General features: G+C 46.6%; 21 protein-coding genes and 1 riboswitch. All 21 genes read left to right on the top strand.

The annotated features are described in order from the left end of the window. Positions 1-200: 200 nt before the first annotated feature. Complete coding sequence (locus MNQ98_RS20580) at positions 201-1,016, top strand: ABC transporter permease (RefSeq protein WP_241929907.1); 816 nt, start codon at positions 201-203, stop codon at positions 1,014-1,016. A gap of 13 nt (positions 1,017-1,029) precedes the next feature. Then, on the top strand, positions 1,030-1,926 hold the full coding sequence (locus MNQ98_RS20575) for a carbohydrate ABC transporter permease (RefSeq protein ID WP_241929906.1): 897 nt from the start codon (positions 1,030-1,032) through the stop codon (positions 1,924-1,926). Between the two features lie 35 nt (positions 1,927-1,961). Next, positions 1,962-3,632, top strand: a complete 1,671-nt coding sequence (locus MNQ98_RS20570) for an ABC transporter substrate-binding protein (RefSeq protein WP_241929905.1) — start codon at positions 1,962-1,964, stop codon at positions 3,630-3,632. Positions 3,633-3,656: 24 nt separating this feature from the next. Continuing rightward, entirely contained in the window at positions 3,657-4,967 is a 1,311-nt protein-coding gene (locus MNQ98_RS20565; protein ID WP_241929904.1) for an alpha-L-fucosidase, read from the top strand. Then, positions 4,964-5,836: a sugar phosphate isomerase/epimerase family protein gene (locus tag MNQ98_RS20560; RefSeq protein ID WP_241929903.1), complete on the top strand. Its 873-nt coding sequence runs from the start codon at positions 4,964-4,966 to the stop codon at positions 5,834-5,836. The genes MNQ98_RS20565 and MNQ98_RS20560 overlap by 4 nt, the downstream gene beginning before the upstream one ends. 254 nt (positions 5,837-6,090) lie before the next feature. Next, entirely contained in the window at positions 6,091-6,555 is a 465-nt protein-coding gene (locus tag MNQ98_RS20555; protein ID WP_241929902.1) for a GNAT family N-acetyltransferase, read from the top strand. A 107-nt stretch (positions 6,556-6,662) separates the two neighbouring features. Further along, a complete protein-coding gene (locus MNQ98_RS20550; protein ID WP_241933992.1) occupies positions 6,663-7,145 on the top strand; it encodes a GNAT family N-acetyltransferase in 483 nt (160 codons plus the stop codon). Positions 7,146-7,437: 292 nt separating this feature from the next. Further along, the gene (locus MNQ98_RS20545; RefSeq protein WP_241929901.1) at positions 7,438-8,037 is read left to right on the top strand and encodes a superoxide dismutase family protein; all 600 of its coding nucleotides are present in this window, start codon (positions 7,438-7,440) and stop codon (positions 8,035-8,037) included. 222 nt (positions 8,038-8,259) lie between these two features. After that, complete coding sequence (locus MNQ98_RS20540) at positions 8,260-8,991, top strand: serine hydrolase domain-containing protein (RefSeq protein ID WP_347272267.1); 732 nt, start codon at positions 8,260-8,262, stop codon at positions 8,989-8,991. Positions 8,992-9,115: 124 nt separating this feature from the next. Continuing rightward, positions 9,116-10,015 carry a PhzF family phenazine biosynthesis protein gene (locus MNQ98_RS20535; RefSeq protein ID WP_241929900.1) on the top strand — a complete coding sequence of 300 codons (900 nt, stop codon included), beginning with the start codon at positions 9,116-9,118 and terminating at the stop codon, positions 10,013-10,015. 38 nt (positions 10,016-10,053) lie between these two features. Continuing rightward, entirely contained in the window at positions 10,054-10,446 is a 393-nt protein-coding gene (locus tag MNQ98_RS20530; RefSeq protein ID WP_241929899.1) for a VOC family protein, read from the top strand. A gap of 76 nt (positions 10,447-10,522) precedes the next feature. Further along, a riboswitch (adenosylcobalamin (AdoCbl) riboswitch) is annotated at positions 10,523-10,674 on the top strand. Between the two features lie 394 nt (positions 10,675-11,068). Continuing rightward, a complete protein-coding gene (locus MNQ98_RS20525) occupies positions 11,069-12,211 on the top strand; it encodes a 1-propanol dehydrogenase PduQ (protein ID WP_241929898.1) in 1,143 nt (380 codons plus the stop codon). A 196-nt stretch (positions 12,212-12,407) separates the two neighbouring features. After that, the gene (gene eutS / locus MNQ98_RS20520; RefSeq protein ID WP_208918701.1) at positions 12,408-12,761 is read left to right on the top strand and encodes an ethanolamine utilization microcompartment protein EutS; all 354 of its coding nucleotides are present in this window, start codon (positions 12,408-12,410) and stop codon (positions 12,759-12,761) included. An 11-nt stretch (positions 12,762-12,772) separates the two neighbouring features. Further along, on the top strand, positions 12,773-13,204 hold the full coding sequence (locus MNQ98_RS20515; RefSeq protein ID WP_241929897.1) for a EutP/PduV family microcompartment system protein: 432 nt from the start codon (positions 12,773-12,775) through the stop codon (positions 13,202-13,204). Positions 13,205-13,274: 70 nt separating this feature from the next. Continuing rightward, the gene (locus MNQ98_RS20510) at positions 13,275-13,847 is read left to right on the top strand and encodes an ANTAR domain-containing response regulator (RefSeq protein WP_241929896.1); all 573 of its coding nucleotides are present in this window, start codon (positions 13,275-13,277) and stop codon (positions 13,845-13,847) included. Then, positions 13,840-15,258, top strand: coding sequence for a sensor histidine kinase (locus MNQ98_RS20505; RefSeq protein ID WP_241929895.1), 1,419 nt, complete (start codon positions 13,840-13,842; stop codon positions 15,256-15,258). Before MNQ98_RS20510 ends, MNQ98_RS20505 begins: the two co-directional genes overlap by 8 nt. A gap of 135 nt (positions 15,259-15,393) precedes the next feature. Further along, a complete protein-coding gene (gene eutA, locus MNQ98_RS20500) occupies positions 15,394-16,824 on the top strand; it encodes an ethanolamine ammonia-lyase reactivating factor EutA (protein ID WP_241929894.1) in 1,431 nt (476 codons plus the stop codon). Positions 16,825-16,853: 29 nt separating this feature from the next. After that, positions 16,854-18,218, top strand: coding sequence for an ethanolamine ammonia-lyase subunit EutB (locus MNQ98_RS20495; RefSeq protein WP_241929893.1), 1,365 nt, complete (start codon positions 16,854-16,856; stop codon positions 18,216-18,218). Between the two features lie 18 nt (positions 18,219-18,236). After that, positions 18,237-19,193 carry an ethanolamine ammonia-lyase subunit EutC gene (eutC, locus tag MNQ98_RS20490; protein ID WP_241929892.1) on the top strand — a complete coding sequence of 319 codons (957 nt, stop codon included), beginning with the start codon at positions 18,237-18,239 and terminating at the stop codon, positions 19,191-19,193. 21 nt (positions 19,194-19,214) lie between these two features. Then, complete coding sequence (eutL, locus tag MNQ98_RS20485; RefSeq protein ID WP_241929891.1) at positions 19,215-19,868, top strand: ethanolamine utilization microcompartment protein EutL; 654 nt, start codon at positions 19,215-19,217, stop codon at positions 19,866-19,868. A gap of 12 nt (positions 19,869-19,880) precedes the next feature. Beyond that, entirely contained in the window at positions 19,881-20,603 is a 723-nt protein-coding gene (locus MNQ98_RS29655) for a BMC domain-containing protein (protein ID WP_277883676.1), read from the top strand. Positions 20,604-20,619: the final 16 nt, after the last annotated feature.

Raw genomic sequence — 20,619 nt, 5'->3', positions numbered from 1 at the left:
CGGAATAACTTTAAAAATGAGGTGATTTACGCAAAAACCAAGCCCATCTATACTTCAAATCACCGGACCGGTTGGTATGACCATTTTATAGATTGGGGTGATAGGCACTGAAGGGCTGGAAGAATATCAGAGTCAAATGGCAGCTGTACGCACTCTTTTCACTGCCGCTGTTGTACATTATCATTTTCAAATACGTGCCTATGTACGGAGCGTCGATTGCCTTTAAAGAATTTAATGTAACCAAGGGAATCGGAGGGAGCGCGTGGGTAGGTTTCGCTCATTTTGAGCGGTTCTTCCACTCACACGAGTTCTGGAGACTGCTGCGGAATACTCTATCCATTAGCTTTTACACACTGATTGCCAGTTTTCCGTTCCCGATTCTGCTTGCGCTAGGACTGAATTATGTAAGAAACAAGAGATTCAAAAACATGGTTCAGATGGTGACGTATGCACCATATTTTATTTCACTCGTTGTTCTTGTCGGTCTGCTCCTTCAGTTTCTTGATCCCAGAACAGGGCTGATTAACACCATTCTTGGCTGGATCGGCATCGGACCATTTCATTTTATGGCGGAGGCGTCCTGGTTTCAGTCTATCTATGTCTGGTCTCATGTATGGCAGAACGTAGGATTTTCCTGCATCATTTTTTTGGCAACGCTTGCAGGGATTGATCCCGCTCTACATGAAGCGGCTGTTATCGACGGAGCAACCAAAGTTCAGCGTATGCGGCATATTGATCTGCCGGGTATTATGCCGATCGCGGTTATTTTGCTCATACTGAACACGGGGCAAATGCTGGAGACAGGTTTTGAAAAAATACTACTTATGCAAAATGCGCTGAATTTGCGTTCATCGGAAGTCATTGATACGTATGTGTACAAGGTCGGATTGGTCTCTCAGGCCATGAACTTTTCATACGCTACAGCGATCGGTCTGTTCAAAGCGGTCATTGGATTTATTCTGCTGCTAATTGTTAATCAAACAGCCAAACGGCTTAAACAGGAAAGCTTATGGTAGGGGGGCGAAACATATGCAATCGAAGACCATAAAAGAATCGGGCTCCGACCGCCTGTTTACGATCTTTAATTACGTCATGCTCTCCATTGTTCTCATCGTTGTGCTTTATCCGTTAATTTATGTTGTAAGCGCTTCATTCAGCTCGAGCAGTGCGGTGCTGTCCGGTAGAGTGTGGCTTTGGCCCGTTGAACCAACGCTGGAAGGCTATAAAGCTGTATTTAAAAATACCATGGTAGTCAAAGGTTTCATGAACACCATTTTTTACACAATGGCCGGTACTGCTATTAACTTGGTGCTTACCGTCATGGCGGCATACCCGCTCTCACGTAAAGACTTTCAGGGACGCAATGTCTTTATGCTGCTGTTCGTATTCACGATGCTGTTTAACGGAGGACTCATTCCGACTTATCTGATCGTGAAGGATCTTGGCATGATCGACACCGTGTGGGCTATGTTGATCCCGGGGGCACTGTCCGTGTGGAATGTCATTATTATGCGTACTTATTTCCAGACGACGATTCCGAGTGAACTGCTCGAAGCGTCTCAACTGGATGGATGCACGGATTTCCGCTTTTTGCGAAGTATTGTACTACCGCTCTCAGGTCCCATTCTGGCAGTCATTGCGTTGTTCTACGCTGTCGGACACTGGAATCAATATTTCAACGCCATGATTTATCTGAAACGGGCGGATTTGTATCCGCTGCAACTGGTGCTCCGCGATATTCTCGTTCAGAACGAGGTTAATATCGAAATGCTCGGTGATGCCAAGACCGCAGCAGCCCGCCAAGGTTTGCGAGAATTGCTCAAATATTCACTGATTGTAGTGACCTCGGTTCCGCTGCTTGTTGTGTATCCGTTTCTTCAGAAGTTTTTTGTTAAAGGCGTTATGATCGGTTCCATAAAAGGATAACGTTCCATTTCCATTTGAAATCAGGGAGGGTCATTATGAAAAAAAGATTAAAGGTAGCGTTCAGCGCATTTACGGCGCTCAGCATTCTGCTGGCCGGATGCTCAGGAGGCACGGATAAGGCTGGAACGGACAAGGAGAAGGACAGCGCAGCGCAGGCGGTTAAGCTGTCGGAGCCAGGTACTTATCCTCTTGTAACGGAGAAGGAGACCTTGAAGGTCATGGTTCGAGGAAACCCGTTGGTCGAAAATTTTGCAACGAATGAGTTTACGAAGTGGTACGAAGAAAAGACGAACGTGCATATCGAATGGGAGGTTGTTCCGGAGCAAAGTATGCAGGAGAAGCTGAATCTTGTGCTGGCAAGTGAGGACTATCCGGATGTCATTATGGGTCTGAACATTTCTCCTTCGCAGCAGATGATTTACGGCTCGCAGGGTGCTTTTATTCCGCTCAATGAATTGATTGAGAAGCAGGGAACGCAGACGAAAAAGTTGTTCCAGGATTACCCGGAAATCAAATCAACGATTACCGCGCTCGACGGCAACATCTATGCCCTTCCGGAAATCAACGATTGCTACCACTGCTCCATGAGCCAGAAAATGTGGATTTATGAGCCATGGCTCAAAAAGCTGAATCTTGAAATGCCAAAAACAACAGACGATCTGTACAATGTGCTGAAAGCATTTAAAGAGCAGGATCCGAACGGGAACGGAAAGGCTGATGAAATTCCGCTGTCCATCTCGCCAAAATCATGGAGATCCTCGATCGATGCGTTCCTTATGAACTCTTTTATCTACAATCCGGTTTACGGATCAAGCTATAAACATATTTTTGTTAAAGACGGGAAAATGGATGTGGCTTATAACAAACCGGAGTGGAAGGAAGGGCTACGTTATATGAATAAGCTGTATCAGGATGGTCTGATCGCTCCGGAGTCGTTCACGCAGGATGATAACCAACTGATTCAGATCGGCGAAAATCCGGATACGGTTATTCTGGGCGCGTCTACAGGAGGACATCAGGGTGTCTTCACCCAACTGCTGGGTGATAGCGGACGATGGAGTGAGTACAAGGCGGTTCCCCCATTAAAGGGTCCCGGCGGTGTTCAGTATGCAGCTAACGATACAACAGCGTTAACACCGGGTGCCTTTGTTATTACGAAAAAAGCGAAAAATCCAGAGCTTGCCTTGCGCTGGGCTGACGGTTTATATGAAAAAGAGCATACGCTTCGCAGCGTTTATGGTCGTCCGAATGAGGAGTGGCGTGATGCAAAAGAAGGAGAGAAAGGGATTAACGGTGAACAGGCTGTATGGTCCGAATTGAAATCTTTTGGTACCGTTCAGAACGTAAACTGGGCTCAGACAGGACCAGCTATGCGTACCAATGAATTCCGTCTGAGTGCGGTAGCAAAAGGTGACGATGATTTAGAGGTAATTCTGTACAACGAGACGAAGAATAAATATGAACCATATGAGCCGAAGGATGTTTCCACGGTACCGCCTCTCTTCTTGACCAATGAGCAGGCTTCAGAGGTTGCAGATCTGGCCAAAACTGTAAACGATTACGTAGACGAAATGATCGCACGTTTTGTCATCGGAGATGCTGATTTGGACAGCGAATGGGACGGATATGTTCAGCAGTTAGAGGCCATGAATCTCGCACGCTACTTGGAAATTTACCAGCAAGCTTATGATGCGAAAAGCAAATAACAGCAGATGGAGGGAGTTTAATCAATGAATCCGAGATTTAATCGAACCGCTACGCTTATGAACGACCGTTTCGGGCTGTTTATTCACTGGGGACTGTACGCCATACCGGCAAGAGGAGAATGGGTAAGGAGCCAGGAGCGCATCTCGAATGAACAGTATCAGTCTTATTTCGAGGAGTTTGATCCATCACGCTATGATCCGCGCAGCTGGGCAAAGGCCGCAAAAGCCGCAGGTCAGAAATACGCGGTAATGACAACCAAGCATCATGATGGCTTCTGCCTGTTTGACAGCAAGCTGACGGAATACAAGGCGACTAACACACCTGCGGGAAGAGATTTGATTCGAGAATACGTTGATGCATTCCGTGAGGAAGGCATTGCCGTCGGATTTTATTACTCTATCATCGACTGGTATCATGACGACTATCCGGCCTACGGTGACCGCATTCATCCGATGCGCGGAGTGGAGTCTTTCAAAGATAAGGAACAGAATTTCAACCGTTATCTCGACTATATGCATGGTCAAGTGAAAGAACTGCTAACGAATTATGGAAAAATCGATATCATGTGGTTTGATTTCTCTTATGACGATATGACCGGAGAAAAATGGCGAGCAACAGAGCTGATGGAAACGATCCGATCGCTACAGCCGGATATTGTTATTGATAACCGGCTCGGCGGTAACATTATGGCAGCTGAACCGGAAGTATATGCTGGTGATTTTTATTCACCTGAACAGATTATTCCTCCTCGCGGGATTGTGAATGAGCTTGGAGAGCCGGTACCTTGGGAGGCATGCATTACGCTGAACGGAAACTGGGGTTACCATGCCACCGACAATGCATATAAGTCACCACGCCAGGTTGTAAGGGCACTCGTGGAATGCGTCAGCAAGAACGGAAACCTGCTGCTGAATGTCGGACCCGATGCAGAAGGGGAAATATCTCAGGAATCACTTGAAATATTATCTAAGGTCGGCGAATGGATACGCCGTAATGGAGACAGCATTTATGGCTGTGGAATAGCGGAGCTGGATAAGCCGGAATGGGGACGTTATACACAGCGGGGAAATAAGTTGTATGCCCACATCTTTGATCGCGGCATTGGCCCTATTTATTTCCAGGGATTGAAGGGAAGAATCAAAAAAGCGCGTCTGCTCGCGGACGGAACTGAGCTTCGGGTCGAGACGCCTTGGATGGCGGAGCAGTATTCCGACACGGGAAGCGGTGCTTTTATCCACCTGGCTGGCGGTGAACTTCCAGATGAGCTGGATACAGTCATCGAACTCGAACTGATCGATAATGTGTCTGCTGCTCCAGGCGGTGAACAACCATGAGAGTCGGGGTCAGCACCTATAGTCTTTTGAACGCAATAAAGTCGGGAGAGATGACGGTACTGGATGTGATTGACTGGATCGCTGAAAACGGCGGGGAGCATATGGAGATAGTTCCTTATGGCTTCACTCTGGAGGATCAACCCGAGCTTGCGGATGCTGTCCGTGAGCGTGCAGCAAAGGTTGGGATCGGGTTGTCCAATTATTCGATGCCTGCGAATTTTGTGCAGGAGGGAGAAGAAGCCTTCGAGGCCGAGATGGAGCGGGTTAAGCGGCATGTGGATACCGTCCACAGGCTTGGCATGAAGCATATACGACATGATGTAACGTTATTTACACTTCCGCCGGAGAAGCACGGTATCAATTACCTGGAAGACAACTTGGAACAGATCGTAGCGGGATGCCGGACAATTGCTGATTATGCGGCTCAGTTCGGCATTACCACGACGATTGAGAACCATGGAGTTAGTGTCCAGGCCAGTGATCGGGTACAGCGTGTGTTGCAGGCTGTCAACCGTCCGAACTTCAAGACAACTCTCGATATCGGTAACTTCTTATGTGTCGATGAACAGCCGCTCGTCGGTGTGAAACGCAACTTGCCATATGCCTCACTTATCCATGTGAAGGATTTTTATATTCGTCCGTTCGATCAGAACCCGGGCGGCGGCGATTGGTTCCGCACGTCACACGGCAACTATTTGCGCGGTTCCATCTTTGGTCATGGGGATATCGATGTACGCAGAGTGCTGCGCATGATCAAGGAATCCGGTTATGATGGAGATATCACACTGGAATTCGAAGGCATGGAAGAGTGCCGCGAAGGTACACGGATTGGTCTCGAAAATCTGAGACGTATTTGGGATGAAGTGTAATCACTTAAGCTAGCTAGGATGGGCTTCTGCTATTATAGTTTGCTTATATTAAGCGGATTATTTAAAATTATGTTCATTTGCCATGAAACAGGCTAACCGAGAATTTTTGGTTAGCCTGTTGGTTGTTGCGATCTATGAAACGATGGAATATTTAAAGAAATCCTTCATGATGTATAATTTAGGAAATGATGATGGACATATATATCGAATAGATGCCGATAAACCTGACTGAAGGAAGTAGGGGGATGAATGATATGAAAATTCGTTTGGCAACCGCGAAAGATATCGATCAGCTAGTGAGAATGAGGTGGGATTTCACCAACGAATATAACGAAGTTAAGATAGCGGAAGAGCATTACGGAGATTTTTATGAAGAGTGCAGCGTGTTTTTGGATCAAGCTATTCAGGGGGATAAATGGTTTATCTGGGTGGCTGAAGCGAATGGAAAGATCTTATCGCACATCTTTATCGAATTAATAGATAAAGTGCCTAGACCGGGAAGAAAGACAGAGCCTTTTGCCTATATGACAAATGTGTATACACTCCCTGAACAGCGGGGAAAGGGGCTGGGGAGTCAGCTGCTTAAAGAGATTGAAAGCTGGTCAAGAGAAGGGAATCATGAATTTATTATCGTATGGCCTAGTGATTGGAGTATAGAATTTTACAAGCGCAACGGCTACAAGCACTGTGTAGAACCGATGGAGCTTATGCTGGAGTAGTTTTTGCAGGTGAGCTTTGGGGAAGAGGAAACCGATCAGCCGGCATCATATCGAAGAAAGAGGAAGCGAGTTTGAAGAATGGGATCACTATATCCGAAGTAACATCCATGAATGCCGCTATAGTGGAAGAACTATCAGATTTGTTGATTCGCGTTGTGGAAGATGGGGCCTCAATAGGTTTTCTTGCGCCTGTTGAAGAGAAAGAAGCTAGAGCTTATTGGGAGAGTGTGACGGAAACTGGCGTTATGATGTTCACTGCTTCTATCGCCGGAAAAATAGTTGGCACGATACAACTGCATTTGGCTATGAAGCGCAACGCCTCCCACCGTGCAGAAATCGCGAAATTGATGGTGCACCCGGATTTTCGAAAAAGAGGCATCGCAAGACTTCTTATGCACACGGCAGAGCAGAGAGCAGTGATCGAAGGAAGAGCTTTAATCGTTTTGGATACACGAGCAGGTGATCTATCAAATCTGTTATATCAATCGATGGATTATACGGAAGGAGGCCGCATTCCCCATTTTGCCAAATCATCAAATGGAAGTTTGGATGAAACCGTGTTGTATTATAAACAGTTAACCGAAGAATAAAGAATGAAGGGAGTAAGGCATGAGCAAGTATTTTACCTATGGTGAGCCGCCTTATCAAACCCGGAGTACGAACTTCAAGATTTCAGATGCATTATATTGAAACAATGCGGTCACACACCGTGGTTAGAGAAACATGCAAAGAGAAAATTTTTAGATGTTTTAGATGTTTTGTCAGAGGAATTGGATCTTACATGACCTCCCTCCATGTCGAAAGTGCTAAATCACCTGTAATAACCGTTTATATTCCAAAAAAATGGGGCATAGGTGAGTACTAAAGACAGGAGGCGATGAAATGAAGAAAAGAACGTATCAAATTCTTGCCGGGGTAATATTGATTTCAGCATTTTTCTTTGCTGTAGCTCCCGATTCACTCACTCATAATAGCACAACTAATATTCCGGATCGAATGGTTACGGAAATTATTGACAAACCGGTATTTCGGGAAGAATCCACAAGTTTGGTTTCTGTTAAGCTGTTTAATGCAGCGGGTGAACCTACAGGATTAGCTTCATTTGAACAGGTGGACGATGGTGTGAAAGTGAAGATTTCCGCTTCCGGTCTGACCCCGGGAAAACATGGATTCCATGTTCATGAGAACGCAATCCAGTCGTTTGATTTTAAGTCTGCTGGCGGGCACTTCAATCCGACGGATAAACACCATGGCCTTGAACACCCGCAAGGAAGTCACGTTGGCGATATGCCTAATCTGGTAGTTGAAAAAGATGGTACGGTTAAAACCGAACTGCTGATTAAACATGCAACGCTGGAAAAGAATCAGGCTAACTCCTTGCTTGGGCGATCGCTCATAATCCATGAAGGCGAAGACGATGGTAAAACTGACCCCTCTGGTAATTCAGGTGATCGAGTAATGGGTGGGAACATCCCTAAATAACGGATCAGAATTGTTTCATGAATATGTAGAAGTTAAAGAAAACGTATCTTCCCAACGGAGATGCGTTTTTATTATTTTTCCATATATATCTATACTTATTTACAATTTATAGGATATAATCAGTCTACAAAAATTAAGGTGAAATGAGGTAGAGGTGGATATGACCGAGCAGCTGGCACACATCGTAGACACATACCATAAGGAGCATTTTTAAGCGGGAACATTCTGATCACTAGAAGTGGAAAAGAGTTATTTAACCGTTCGTATGGACAAGCTAGTATCCAACTAGGAATGCCTAATCAACCGGATACTAAGTTTCATATTGCCTCCGTAATGAAGATGTTTATTGCTGCAGCTACGCTTCATTATTGTAATCAGGGACTTATAAATTTGGAAGCTCACCCTGGTAAGTACTTGGATGACTTCACCATTCTCCACCCCAATATTAAAATTCATCATCTGCTGAATCACTCATCCGGATTGCATGATATATACGGTGTTTCTAATCTCAGGTATGAGATGAGCAAGTTAATACACGAGAATAAGCGTTTTCTGGATTACTTATGTAGTATGAGTCAAGATTTCCAACCTGGTGAGCGCTGGAGCTATAATAGTACCGGTTTCATTATGTTGGGATTTATATTAGAAGCCGTTTCCGGTATGCCTTATGAACAAATATTCGACGAGTTATTTTTTGCCCCATTACATATGACGTCTACAGGAGTGGATGATCCGCGGAGCATTAATGTAGGGAGAGCATTCGGACATACGTCTGAGAACAATTTAATGATCCATGCAGACAACGATAAGTTGAGCGGTATCGATGGTCCGGGTGAATTCTATTCAACTACACATGACTTGGATACTTGGTGTGACGCCCTGTTTCAAGGAAAATTTCTGAGTCGAAGCAGCCTTGAAGCTATGTTTACTCCCTATTTATACAACCATCTTTGATCCTGATCTGCATTATGGTTAGTGATATGAATCAATACTCGATACCTGTTCAATAAAATATATGACCTAGTTTTGAGTTGATTCTTAAACTTGGGCCGGGTCTAAATGTGAAGGTGGGGAGTCTGTGGGGAAAGTTACCGTGTATCATGTTGACGCATTCTCTGTCATAGCCAATCAGGGAAATCCGGCAGGAGTTGTTCTGAATGCCGATCATTTGAAGCCTGGTGATATGCAGAAAATCGCTTTTCAGGTTGGATTCAATGAGACGGTTTTTGTATTGAAATCTGAGATCGCTGACCTGAAATTGAAGTATTATACCCCAGGGCATGAAATCAATCTGTGCGGGCATGCAACCATAGCATCATTATACTGCTTGAAAACACGAGGTTTTTTCGAAGGCCGGGATTCAATCCAGATAGAAACCAATGGTGGCATACTTCCCACTTCATTTAACGCTGAGGATCACCTAATAATAGGCATGAAGCAGCAGAAGCCGGAATTTATTCCTTTTGGTGGAGATACCCGAAAACTAGCAGAGTCCATGGGATTAACTGAAGACTGTTTGGATGTCACGAAGCCCATTGTTTATGGTAGTACAGGAATTTGGACTTTATTAGTTCCAATAAGGCAATTGGATAGTTTCAAAATCATGAAGCCAAACAATAAACAGTTTCCTGAAATATTAGCCCAGAACCCCAAAGCGTCTGTACATCCTTTTTGTTTTGAAACCTATGACGAGAATGCGTTTATGCATGCGAGACATTTTTCATCCCCTTACTCTGGTACAGTTGAAGATCCGGTAACAGGTACGGCCTCGGGCGTAATGGGCGCTTACTATTTAACCTATATAGATCAAGATTCGAATGATATTCAATTTATCGTAGAGCAGGGGCAAGAGATCAATAGGGATGGAAAAGTGCATGTACACGCCATACGACAAAATGAGATGGATATTTTCATTTCAGGCACAGCGGTCTTGGTTAAAGAGTTTGAAGTGGAATATCTCCCTTTTATACGAATGTGATAACAGTTTTGATAACATTTTATGGAGGATGATATAGGATGAGTAAAATTCAATCTTCAGTAAAGGTGCTACTTGTTTCTGATCTGGAACAATCCAAAGTATATTATTCCAATGTATTAGGCTGTGATGTTACCGATTTCTGGGCTGTTCGTGATGATTTTGCTCTCGGATTCAAGCTGATTCAGGCCAACTCACCGGATGATGTTTCACCTAACAAAGCAGGACAAGATCAGGAGGTTGCTTGGGATACATACGCCTATATCGATACACATACCGAGTTGGACGAGCTATATGAAGAATTGAAGCTTAAGGGTGCCCAATTTACTCAGGAACCTGTATTGACGGAAATGGGTTGGGGAGCATGGAAGGAATTTGCCGTCAGTGATCCTGATAACTATGTTATTGGTTTCGGCTCTGGTAAAAAACAATAATGGAAATTATTTTTGCATATTGCCAACCCGAATGTTTATGCTATAATAATGTCGAATGGACACCCATTCACGTCATACACAATAGAAAAAGTTATAGGTAATGGAAGTTTGGTGCAAATCCAACGCGGTCCCGCCACTGTGATAGATCGAATGCTCGATCTTAAGTCAGGTCGTTTGCCTAGTAACTTTGTCTGGCCAGTCATTTCGAGGCGAAAGTGACTGGTTTACAAGTCTAGTGACGTATAACGCCTCACTAGGCTTTTTTACGTTGCAAGATAGGCTGCCGACACTGCTGTCGGCAAGGCCAGGTGCTCGCCGCCGAACATATACAATGAGGTATAACAACAAGCAAGCGGGAGGTTCTTCAATGATGAAGAACAATATGCACAATGGCGTGCATGTCCCCTTTTTTTTATAATGAACCGCTCACTTGCCGAGAATGGCAGACAAGATTCGGTTGACGAGTATCCGAATTACGTTGTACAGTAGAGATGGACAATTGAATGATGATAAGCTGCACAATGGCGTGCACAATATATAACAAGCAAAGAGGCTTTGAAGGGATATGTTCCTTTTAGAGGCCTCTTTTTTTGTTGTCAATTATTCCTTGGAGGTGCCTTACATGGACAAAATATCGATTAAAACCGACATCTATCTCGGACAAGGTGCGCTGGATCGCCTGACGGAATGGAGAAATAGACGGATCTTCGTTGTAACAGACCCGTTTATGATCAAGTCGGGTATGATTAACATGTTGTTTGAACGGCTGCATGACAGCAACGAACAATACATTTTCAGCAATATCGTGCCCGATCCCCCAGTTGAAATCGTAACTGAGGGCGTTGAAGCGCTCGGAGCGTTTCAGGCCGACCTAATTATTGCGATTGGCGGGGGTTCCGCTATTGATGCGGCCAAGGCGATGAAGCTTTTCGCTCAAAAAATATTGAAAAAGTACGATATTCCGTTCGTAGCGATTCCGACAACAAGTGGAACGGGATCAGAAGTAACGTCTTTCTCCGTCATCAGTGACAAGGAGAAGAACATCAAGTATCCACTGGTGTCCGATGACATGCTACCGCAAGAAGCCATTTTGGACCCGGAATTGGTCAAAAGCGTGCCTGATTTCATAACCGCCGACACAGGAATGGATGTACTGACCCATGCGATTGAAGCGTATGTATCCACCAAGGCGAACGATATTTCCGATGCGCTGGCTGAGAAGGCAATCAAGCTGGTCTTTGCCTATTTGCCAAGAGCCTATAATGACGGTAATGATCTCGAAGCACGAGAGAAAATGCACAATGCTTCTTGTCTGGCTGGTATGGCGTTTAATATTACGTCGCTCGGGCTTAATCATGGGATCGCTCATGTGGCTGGAGCTAAATTCAAGATTGCGCACGGGCGTATGAATTCACTGCTTCTGACGCATGTCATTGAATTCAATGCGGATTACAAACCGGGTTATGGTAGAGAAGAGAGTAGTGCAGTAGCGGCAAGATATGCCGAAATCTCCAAAAGCTTGGGGCTGTCGGCTCCTAATGCAAAGAGCGGCGTTCGTAGTCTGGTGCAGGCGATCAAGCAGCTTCAGAAGCAATTGCATATGCCGCAAACGCTGAGAGAATGCGGCGTGGAATTATCTACACTTGAAAAGATGAGAGAGGAAATTGCAGAAGGAGCGCTACAAGACGGATGTACGGCCACGAATCCACGCGTTCCTGCCGAAGCAGATATTGTTGAAATTTTGAACAAAATGTTTCAATCCTGAATCTGGAGTTAAGTTTCGTTCGTAATGATATTGACATTGTTTGCAGGTTAAAATATAGTGAAAGTAACACAACGGCGTGTTGCATACAAATAAAAGCGAAGAGGCTTCTTAAAAATTCCGTGTGAACTTTTTAAGGGGTCTTTATGTTTTTTTACAACTATATGTGTCTTTTTCTTTCATGAGATGGGATGATGGTATGGATCAACATAGCGAAAAACAACGTGTCATTCAAGAGTATGTGCCGGGGAAACAGGTAACGCTGGCTCATATTATCGCGAACCCTAATCCGGATATTTACAAGAAGCTGGGCTTGGGAAGCGATGCGAGGGATGCCATTGGTATTATGACTATTACGCCGAGCGAAGCATCTATTATCTCGGCCGACATTGCAACCAAAGCAGCCGGCGTGCAGATCGGCTTCGTTGATCGCTTCAGTGGTTCACTCGTTATTACGGGTGATGTATCATCCGTGGAATCTGCGGTGAGTGAAGTGTTGCTTGGTTTGCAGAACATTCTCGGATTTTCGGCTGCGAAGATTACGAGAACGTAGGGGATTGTGCTATGAGGAAAATTATATTTGCCGGAAGCACCGGATCGGGCAAGACGACATTGTGCCAGCGGTTGCATGGACAAGAGATTGCCTATAAGAAGACGCAAGCCGTTGAGAATTTTGAGCAAGCTATTGATACGCCCGGGGAATGTATTGAGAACCGGTATTTATACAAAATGTTGCTTGTCACAAGCGTTGATGCGGATGTTATCGGGCTAGTGCAAGATTGTACAAAGGAAGAAAGTTATTTTCCACCAGCCTTTGCGACCATGTTTGCCAAGCCGGTCATTGGAATTGTAACCAAGGTGGAACTGGCTAAGACGGATGAGGACATCGCGGAAGCGAGATCCTTTTTGCAAGCGGCGGGAGTGGAGCGAATTTTTGAGGTTTCGTCTATGCAGCATGTTGGTGTGGATGAGCTGCGAGCTTATTTGAAAGCGTAAGCGGTTCATCATATGATAGAGAGTTCACGAGATACAAGCAAAAATCGGTAGACAACGAGGTGCATGACGCATGAATGGAAAAATTGTGATAGTCGACGACGAACCTATTACAAGAATGGATATTCGTGAGATGCTTGAAGAGGCGGACTACAGTGTAGTAGGTGAAGCTTCTGATGGTTTTGAGGCCATTGAATTATGTAAAAAGCATCTGCCCGATTTGGTCATTCTGGATGTTCAAATGCCTATCCTGGATGGGCTAAAGGCGGGTAAACGAATCATATCGGAGCAACTGGCTGGCGGAGTTATTCTTTTAACCGCATTCAGTGATAAACAAACGATTGAAAAAGCATCCTCTATCGGTGCGCTTGGTTATCTTGTGAAACCGCTTGATGAAAAATCGTTTATTCCTATGGTTGAAGTGACGATTGCAAAAGGTAGGGAAGTACGCAAGCTAGAACAAGATTTATCGAAGCTATCGCAAAAGATGGAAGAACGAAAAGTAGTTGAGAAAGCGAAAGGGATCCTGATGAAGGAGAACGGCTGTACCGAAGAGGAAGCCTATCAAACCTTGCGCAAACTCAGTATGGATCGACGATGTCCGATGATGGAAATTGCAACTACGATCGTCATTTCCTATGATTGATTTCCAAGAACAAATTATGCATCATTGCAAGCGCCATACGGGATTGAGCGACGCCGACATCGCCCGGATTACGGAAATGGCTGAGTCGTTCGAAAAGTCTGATGGACAGGATGACGTATTCATCGACGTACTGTCCAGCGTGGAAAATGAGGCGATTGTGGTGTACCACTATCGTCCGGTCGTGGGCAAATCGCTGTATGGTCGCTCGGTTGTTGGTGAGAAAGCGCTGCGCGAGAACGAACCCGGTGTCCTGAGGACGTTGGAAACTGGCGTAATGTCACAGGGGCTCGTCGCTAATACTCAGGAAAATCATCTGGTCAGGCAAACGGTATATCCGATCAAGAATCAAGAGAGTGTTATTGCGGTCGTCATTTATGAAAAAGATGTGAGCGATAACATTCAAGCCCACTTCAATGTGGCACAGTACGAAGATAGCGAGATGTCTTTCATGCTGACCGCCATGCTGCGTTTCGAAGACTCGATCATCAACCAGTTGGAAGATGCCGTTCTGGTGTTCGACAAGCACGGATTTTTGAAGATGAAAAACAAGAAGGCAGACATCTACTATCGGCAACTTGGTTATTTGGAGGATATTCAAGGATTGCATTATGACAACTTGTCGTTGGATCAGACGATGTTCTCTGGCGTGATGAAGCAGCGCTCTATCTCTAAAAGTTGTCCGTTGACGACAGATGTGAAGGCAGCCGAACGCTATTATCAAGTGAAACGACTGTTTATTGAAGAGCAGGATCTGTGCATAGGCGTCATCTTGCATGATGTTACCGAGATAAAAGACAAGGAAGCACAGATCGTCTCCAAATCGGTGGCTATTCGAGAGATTCACCACCGGGTGAAAAACAATTTGCAGACGGTGGCTTCGTTGCTCCGTATTCAAGGCCGCCAATGTGAGAGTCCAGAAGCCAAAAAATGTTTAAATGACAGTGTCAGCCGGGTGCTCGCTATCGCGGCGACCCATGAACTGTTATCAATGGAGATCGAAGCGCAGGTAGATCTACTTGATGTCATTCGGCTCATGGCTTCGAACATTCAACGCTGCTTTGTCGATTGCAATGCGATCGATATCAAGATAACGGCTGCGCAAAGCATCTACTTGGACAGTGACCGTACTGTTGCGATTGCGCTTATTGTAAACGAGTTACTGCATAATAGCTATGAGCATGCATTTGGCGATTGCAAGGACGGCACGATTACGGTGACTGTGCAGCTAGAAGGTGAATTGGTTACAGTCGGCGTAGTCGATGACGGAGTTGGATTCGCCGTTAAAGAAGGTTCGTACAAAAGCTTGGGGTTGTCGATTGTCCGCAGTTATGTGAAGGACAAGCTCAAAGGCAAGCTCGCGATTGTATCGGGCGGTGACGGTACGGCTGTTACGTTTACGTTCAAAAAATAAATATAATCGGGCTACAAGGGTGTAGTCTAATAAGCAATGAGGCTTAAAGTTAACCATTTCCGGTCAACCGGGAGGTTATTACTTTAAGCCTTTTTATGTTTATGTTCTGGAAATCAAGCGATGGGGGTGAGAGAAGTGAACGAGCAATTGCTAAGTGTTGGCATCGATATGGGGACATCTACAACCCAACTCGTGTTGTCGAAGCTCCATATTCAGAACATGGCATCCTCTTTTTCGGTGCCACGCTTGGTCATTACGGATAAAGAAGTGGTCTATCGCAGCGATATTTGTTTCACGCCCGTGCTTGAAGATAATCGGATCGATATGCAGCAGATCCAGACCTTTGTGCAGGAACAGTACGAGAAGGCAGGCATCATAAAGGATGAGATTCAGACAGGTGCCGTCATTATTACTGGCGAGACCGCTCGCAAGGAAAACGCGAATGAAGTGCTGCTGTCGTTAAGCGGCTTTGCCGGAGACTTTGTGGTCGCTACCGCGGGTCCGGATCTGGAAAGCATTATTGCCGCTAAAGGAGCGGGTGCCCATACGTACTCCAAAGAGCATTCCACCTCCATTGTTAATATCGACATTGGCGGCGGTACGAGCAATCTGGCGCTGTTCGCTAACGGCGAGTTGCTGGACACGGGATGTCTAGACATCGGAGGCCGCCTGATCAAGGTTGACCAGGGAACACATGAAATCACCTATATAGCACCAAAGATCAAGAAGCTCGCAGAGCGACGGGGATTGAAATTGGCTTTGGGGCAGCGGGTAACCCCGGTTGATCTGGAACCGATTATCGCCGAGATGGTGAAGCTGCTCGAAGAAAGTGTCGGCCTCCTGCCGCCAAGTGACTTCTACGATACTATCGTCACGAACAAAGGGCTGAAGCTGAATCGGTCGATTCCATGTATTTCCTTCTCCGGAGGGGTGGCCGACTACATTTATCAGGAAGCGTCGGGCGATGTGTTCCAGTATGGAGATATCGGGATATTGCTTGGAAGAGCAATTGCCGCTTCTCCGTTGACGCAGCAGATGACAGTAGCGCGTTCAGCCGAGACCATTCGGGCTACCGTCGTAGGGGCCGGTTCCCACACGACCGAGATCAGCGGAAGCACGATCACCTATACGGAAGAGAGCTTTCCGATCAAGAATATTCCGATTCTGAAACTTGCTGTGATGGATGAGTCGGGAAGCAGTGATGTGCTGGCGCAAGCCATTGCCGACAAGCTGAATTGGTTCAAGCTGAACAATGATCTCCAGCGGGTCGCCATTGCGCTGGAAGGGAAGAACAGTCCAAGCTTCCAAGAGGTGCAGAAATATGCCCAAGGATTGTACAAAGGAATGTCAGAACTGCTGCAGCTAGAGTACCCTCTCATTGTGATTGTCCATCACGATATGGCGAAGGTGCTGGGGCAGAGTCTGTATGGCTTACTTGATTATAAGAAGGATGTCGTCTGCATCGACAGCGTTCAAGTTGACAATGGCGACTATATCGACATCGGCAAGCCGATTGCGAACGGCAAAGTATTGCCCGTCGTCATTAAAACGCTTGTGTTTCACTAATTGAGTTGTATTTGAAAGGAGGAGCTTTTGTGATTTTAAAAACTAAACTATTTGGCCGAGTCTATCAATTCAATACGCTGATGGAAGTTATGGCGAAAGCAAACGAGGAAAAATCAGGGGATATGCTGGCTGGACTTGGGGCTACTTCATCAGAAGAGCGAGTGGCCGCCAAGGTGGTACTGTCCCAAATTACATTGAAGGACTTGCGCAACAATCCAGCGGTACCTTATGAGGTGGATGAGGTTACCCGCATTATTCAGGATCAGGTGAATGAACTCATTTATAGCGAAATTCAGAACTGGACAGTGGAGGAGCTGCGGGAGTGGATTTTGAACGAGAACACAACCGAAGCCGACATCAAGCGTGTGTCCCGTGGGCTTACGGCTGAGATGGTGGCAGCAGTCGCCAAGATTATGTCCAACCTTGACCTGATGTACGGGGCGAAGAAGATCCGAATTACGGCGAGCGCCAATACGACGATTGGCCGTTCGGGCACCTTGTCAGCACGGTTGCAGCCGAATCACCCGACCGACGATCCCGATGGAATCATGGCCTCCTTGATGGAAGGTTTGACCTTTGGTATCGGGGACGCGGTATTAGGGCTTAACCCGGTGGATGATTCTGTGGAGAGCGTGACACGCGTCCTGAAGCGGTTCGAAGAGTTCCGGCAGAAGTGGGAGATTCCGACGCAAACTTGCGTGCTGGCCCACGTTACCACTCAGATGGAAGCCGTTAAGCGAGGCGCGCCAACAGGCCTCATCTTCCAATCGATTGCAGGCTCGGAAAAAGGTAATGCAGCGTTCGGCTTTAATGCAGCTACAATCGAGGAAGCACAGCAGCTTGTGCTGCAACACGGTCAGGTGGCCGGTCCCAATGTAATGTATTTCGAAACAGGTCAAGGTTCGGAGCTGTCTTCCGAAGCCCATCACGGGATTGACCAAGTGACGATGGAAGCACGCTGCTATGGCTTTGCGAAGAAATATAACCCATTCCTTGTTAATACCGTGGTTGGGTTCATCGGTCCTGAATATTTGTACGATGCGAAGCAAGTTATTCGCGCTGGACTGGAAGATCACTTCATGGGTAAGCTGTCGGGCATTTCCATGGGCTGCGACGCTTGCTACACGAACCATATGAAGGCTGATCAAAACGACTTGGAAAACTTGGCGGTTCTACTGTCCACAGCAGGCTGCAATTTCTTCATGGGTATCCCGCATGGGGACGATGTCATGCTCAACTATCAGACAACCGGATATCACGAGACCGCGACGCTGCGTGAATTACTCGGCTTGCGTCCAATCCGGGAGTTTGAACAGTGGATGGAAAAAATGGGCTTCATCGAAAATGGCAAGCTGACTAAAAGAGCTGGGGACGCGTCAGTGTTTCTCAAGTAAGGGAAGGAGGAAGCTTTCATGAACGAAAAGGATCTGAAATCGATGATTGAATCGATTTTGAACGAAATGGTAGGAAACAAGTCGGAGCAGGAAGCAGTAGCAGTAGAACCTTTGCAAACTGAAGCTCCTGTGGTGCAAACAGAGGAAACGAAGCCGAACGTAGGCGGGCTTGTGCAGGCAAACATGCCAGCAGAAGAGCAAACTGACGATGGCGAATGTTTGGATGACATTACGGAGATTGACCTTCGCAAGTTGCTGCTCGTTCCTGAACCAGCGGATCGCGAAGGGTACATGAAAATGAAGGAAAAGACGCCAGCCCGTCTTGGAGTGTGGCGTGCAGGCCCGCGTTACAAGACGATTACGTCGCTTCGATTCCGTGCCGACCATGCCGCTGCTCAAGATGCTGTGTTCTCCTATGTGTCTGAGGAGTTCGTAAAGGAAATGAACCTTGTGCCGGTGGAAACAAAGTGCCGGGACAAAGATGAATACATTACACGTCCGGACTTGGGCCGTCAGTTCTCTGCAGATACCATCGAGCATATCAAGCAGCATACGACCAAGCAGGCCAAAGTGCAGATTATGGTTGGAGACGGCTTAAGTTCAGCTGCGATTGAAGCCAATCTGCGCGACATTGTGCCAGCCATTGCGCAAGGGCTCAAAATGTATGGCTTTGAGGTAGGCAATATATTGTTCGTTAAGCATTGCCGTGTTCCTTCGATGGATGTAATTGGCGATGTAACTGAAGCGGATGTAGTGTGCTTGTTAGTTGGAGAACGTCCTGGACTCGTAACAGCAGAATCCATGAGTGCTTATATCGCATATAAACCGACTGTGGGTATGCCTGAAGCGAGACGCACGGTTATCTCCAACATTCACTCAGGCGGAACACCTGCGGTGGAAGCGGGCGCGCATATTGCAGAACTGATCAAGACGATGATTGACCGCAAAGCATCAGGCATTGATTTGAAATTATAGGGAAGGCAAGGAGGCGCTCGTATGAGAAACGAACCGATTCATGCACAGGTGCTCGGCATAAAGCTCATTTCCAACGTAAGTCAGGATATGGCAAGCAAGCTGGAGCTGAAGCCGTACCATAAAAGCTTGGGGATCATTACCGCTGACATCGACGATGTCACTTATGCGGCATTAGATGAAGCGACAAAATCAGCAGTAGTAGATGTCGTCTATGCAAAAAGCTTCTATGCCGGATCGGCTAATGCTTCAACCAAGCTGGCGGGCGAAGTGATCGGGATTTTGGCTGGACCAAGTCCGGAAGAAGTTCGCAGCGGCTTGAATGCTGTTGTTGATTTTATCGAGAGTGGCGCTCATTTTGTTAGTGCCAATGAGGATGATAGCATTACTTATTTCGCTCATTGCGTTTCACGTACTGGCACGTATTTGTCCCAGACCGCGGGCATCAAAGAAGGCGAGTCACTGGCGTATCTGATCGCTCCTCCTCTGGAAGCGATGTACGCGCTCGATGCAGCGCTGAAGGCCGCCGATGTGTCGATTGCAGCCTTCTACGGCCCACCTTCCGAAACCAACTTCGGTGGCGCACTATTGACAGGCAGCCAGTCGGCCTGCAAGGCAGCATGTGATGCATTTGCAGATGCTGTCCAATTCGTCGCAGATAACCCGACGAGTTATTAAGGGTAGCGGCAAATGAGACATAGCGCGTTAGGGTTGGTTGAAGTAAGAGGGTATCTGGGAGCAGTCGCTGCAGCTGATGCTGCCTTGAAGTCGGCAAGCGTTACTTGCATCGGCGTGGAGATTATCAAGGGCGGATTGGTGACGGTCAAGCTGAGCGGTGACGTCGGTGCTGTGCAAGCTGCCGTGGAAGCGGGAGCAGAGGCGGCTACTCAACTGGATGTGCTGGTAACAAGGCATGTGATTGCACGATTGCATGAAGAAACGGCCGCTATGGTTGCGAATCCAGTTGACACAGACGGAAGACAAGAACATCAAGAAGACACTGCCAAAGTCTCTGCTGGAGATCACGCAGGGAGTTCGATTGGTGAAGAAGTATCTGCAACCTCCGAAGCTGTAGAATCGGATAAGGCTGGGGCAAACGTGGAAACTGAGGCAAAAAAGGCCGTTGAGGCCACGAAGGCTAAGGTGGAGCAGGCTGCTGAGTCGAAGGAACCTGTCGTTGCAGAGGATTCACAAGCTGATACGGCGGAACTGGTATCCGATGCTGCGATCAAGGGAGCTGAGGAAGTCAAGCCGGCTTCCGACCAGACGGACGCCGTGCCTGCAGTCAACATAGCAGCAACTGTGGAGAAGCCAACCGGTGCACAGAAAAACCAGAATAATAGCAACAATTCGCATGTGAAGCCAGCACCGGCAGCGAAGCGAACCAAGAACAAGAAAAAAGCCAGTTCGTAAAAATGTAACAGAGAGA

Origin of the sequence: Paenibacillus sp. N3/727 (assembly GCF_022637315.1) — a bacterium.
Classification (GTDB): Bacteria; Bacillota; Bacilli; order Paenibacillales; family Paenibacillaceae; genus Paenibacillus_AQ; species Paenibacillus_AQ uliginis.
Note: the sequence above shows the minus strand (reverse complement) of the source record. Positions and strands in the feature narration are given on the sequence as shown.

Excerpts from the sequence above, each read along its gene's own strand:
- MNQ98_RS20575 (WP_241929906.1), top strand. The coding sequence starts at position 1,030 with ATGCAATCGAAGACCATAAAAGAATCGGGCTCCGACCGCCTGTTTACG.
- MNQ98_RS20510 (WP_241929896.1), top strand. The coding sequence starts at position 13,275 with ATGAATGGAAAAATTGTGATAGTCGACGACGAACCTATTACAAGAATG.
- MNQ98_RS20545 (WP_241929901.1), top strand. The coding sequence starts at position 7,438 with ATGAAGAAAAGAACGTATCAAATTCTTGCCGGGGTAATATTGATTTCA.
- eutC (WP_241929892.1), top strand. The coding sequence starts at position 18,237 with ATGAACGAAAAGGATCTGAAATCGATGATTGAATCGATTTTGAACGAA.
- eutL (WP_241929891.1), top strand. The coding sequence starts at position 19,215 with ATGAGAAACGAACCGATTCATGCACAGGTGCTCGGCATAAAGCTCATT.
- MNQ98_RS20515 (WP_241929897.1), top strand. The coding sequence starts at position 12,773 with ATGAGGAAAATTATATTTGCCGGAAGCACCGGATCGGGCAAGACGACA.
- MNQ98_RS20555 (WP_241929902.1), top strand. The coding sequence starts at position 6,091 with ATGAAAATTCGTTTGGCAACCGCGAAAGATATCGATCAGCTAGTGAGA.
- MNQ98_RS20505 (WP_241929895.1), top strand. The coding sequence starts at position 13,840 with ATGATTGATTTCCAAGAACAAATTATGCATCATTGCAAGCGCCATACG.
- MNQ98_RS20570 (WP_241929905.1), top strand. The coding sequence starts at position 1,962 with ATGAAAAAAAGATTAAAGGTAGCGTTCAGCGCATTTACGGCGCTCAGC.
- eutS (WP_208918701.1), top strand. The coding sequence starts at position 12,408 with ATGGATCAACATAGCGAAAAACAACGTGTCATTCAAGAGTATGTGCCG.
- MNQ98_RS20525 (WP_241929898.1), top strand. The coding sequence starts at position 11,069 with ATGGACAAAATATCGATTAAAACCGACATCTATCTCGGACAAGGTGCG.
- MNQ98_RS20565 (WP_241929904.1), top strand. The coding sequence starts at position 3,657 with ATGAATCCGAGATTTAATCGAACCGCTACGCTTATGAACGACCGTTTC.
- MNQ98_RS20560 (WP_241929903.1), top strand. The coding sequence starts at position 4,964 with ATGAGAGTCGGGGTCAGCACCTATAGTCTTTTGAACGCAATAAAGTCG.
- MNQ98_RS20530 (WP_241929899.1), top strand. The coding sequence starts at position 10,054 with ATGAGTAAAATTCAATCTTCAGTAAAGGTGCTACTTGTTTCTGATCTG.
- MNQ98_RS20580 (WP_241929907.1), top strand. The coding sequence starts at position 201 with ATGTACGGAGCGTCGATTGCCTTTAAAGAATTTAATGTAACCAAGGGA.
- MNQ98_RS20550 (WP_241933992.1), top strand. The coding sequence starts at position 6,663 with ATGAATGCCGCTATAGTGGAAGAACTATCAGATTTGTTGATTCGCGTT.
- MNQ98_RS29655 (WP_277883676.1), top strand. The coding sequence starts at position 19,881 with ATGAGACATAGCGCGTTAGGGTTGGTTGAAGTAAGAGGGTATCTGGGA.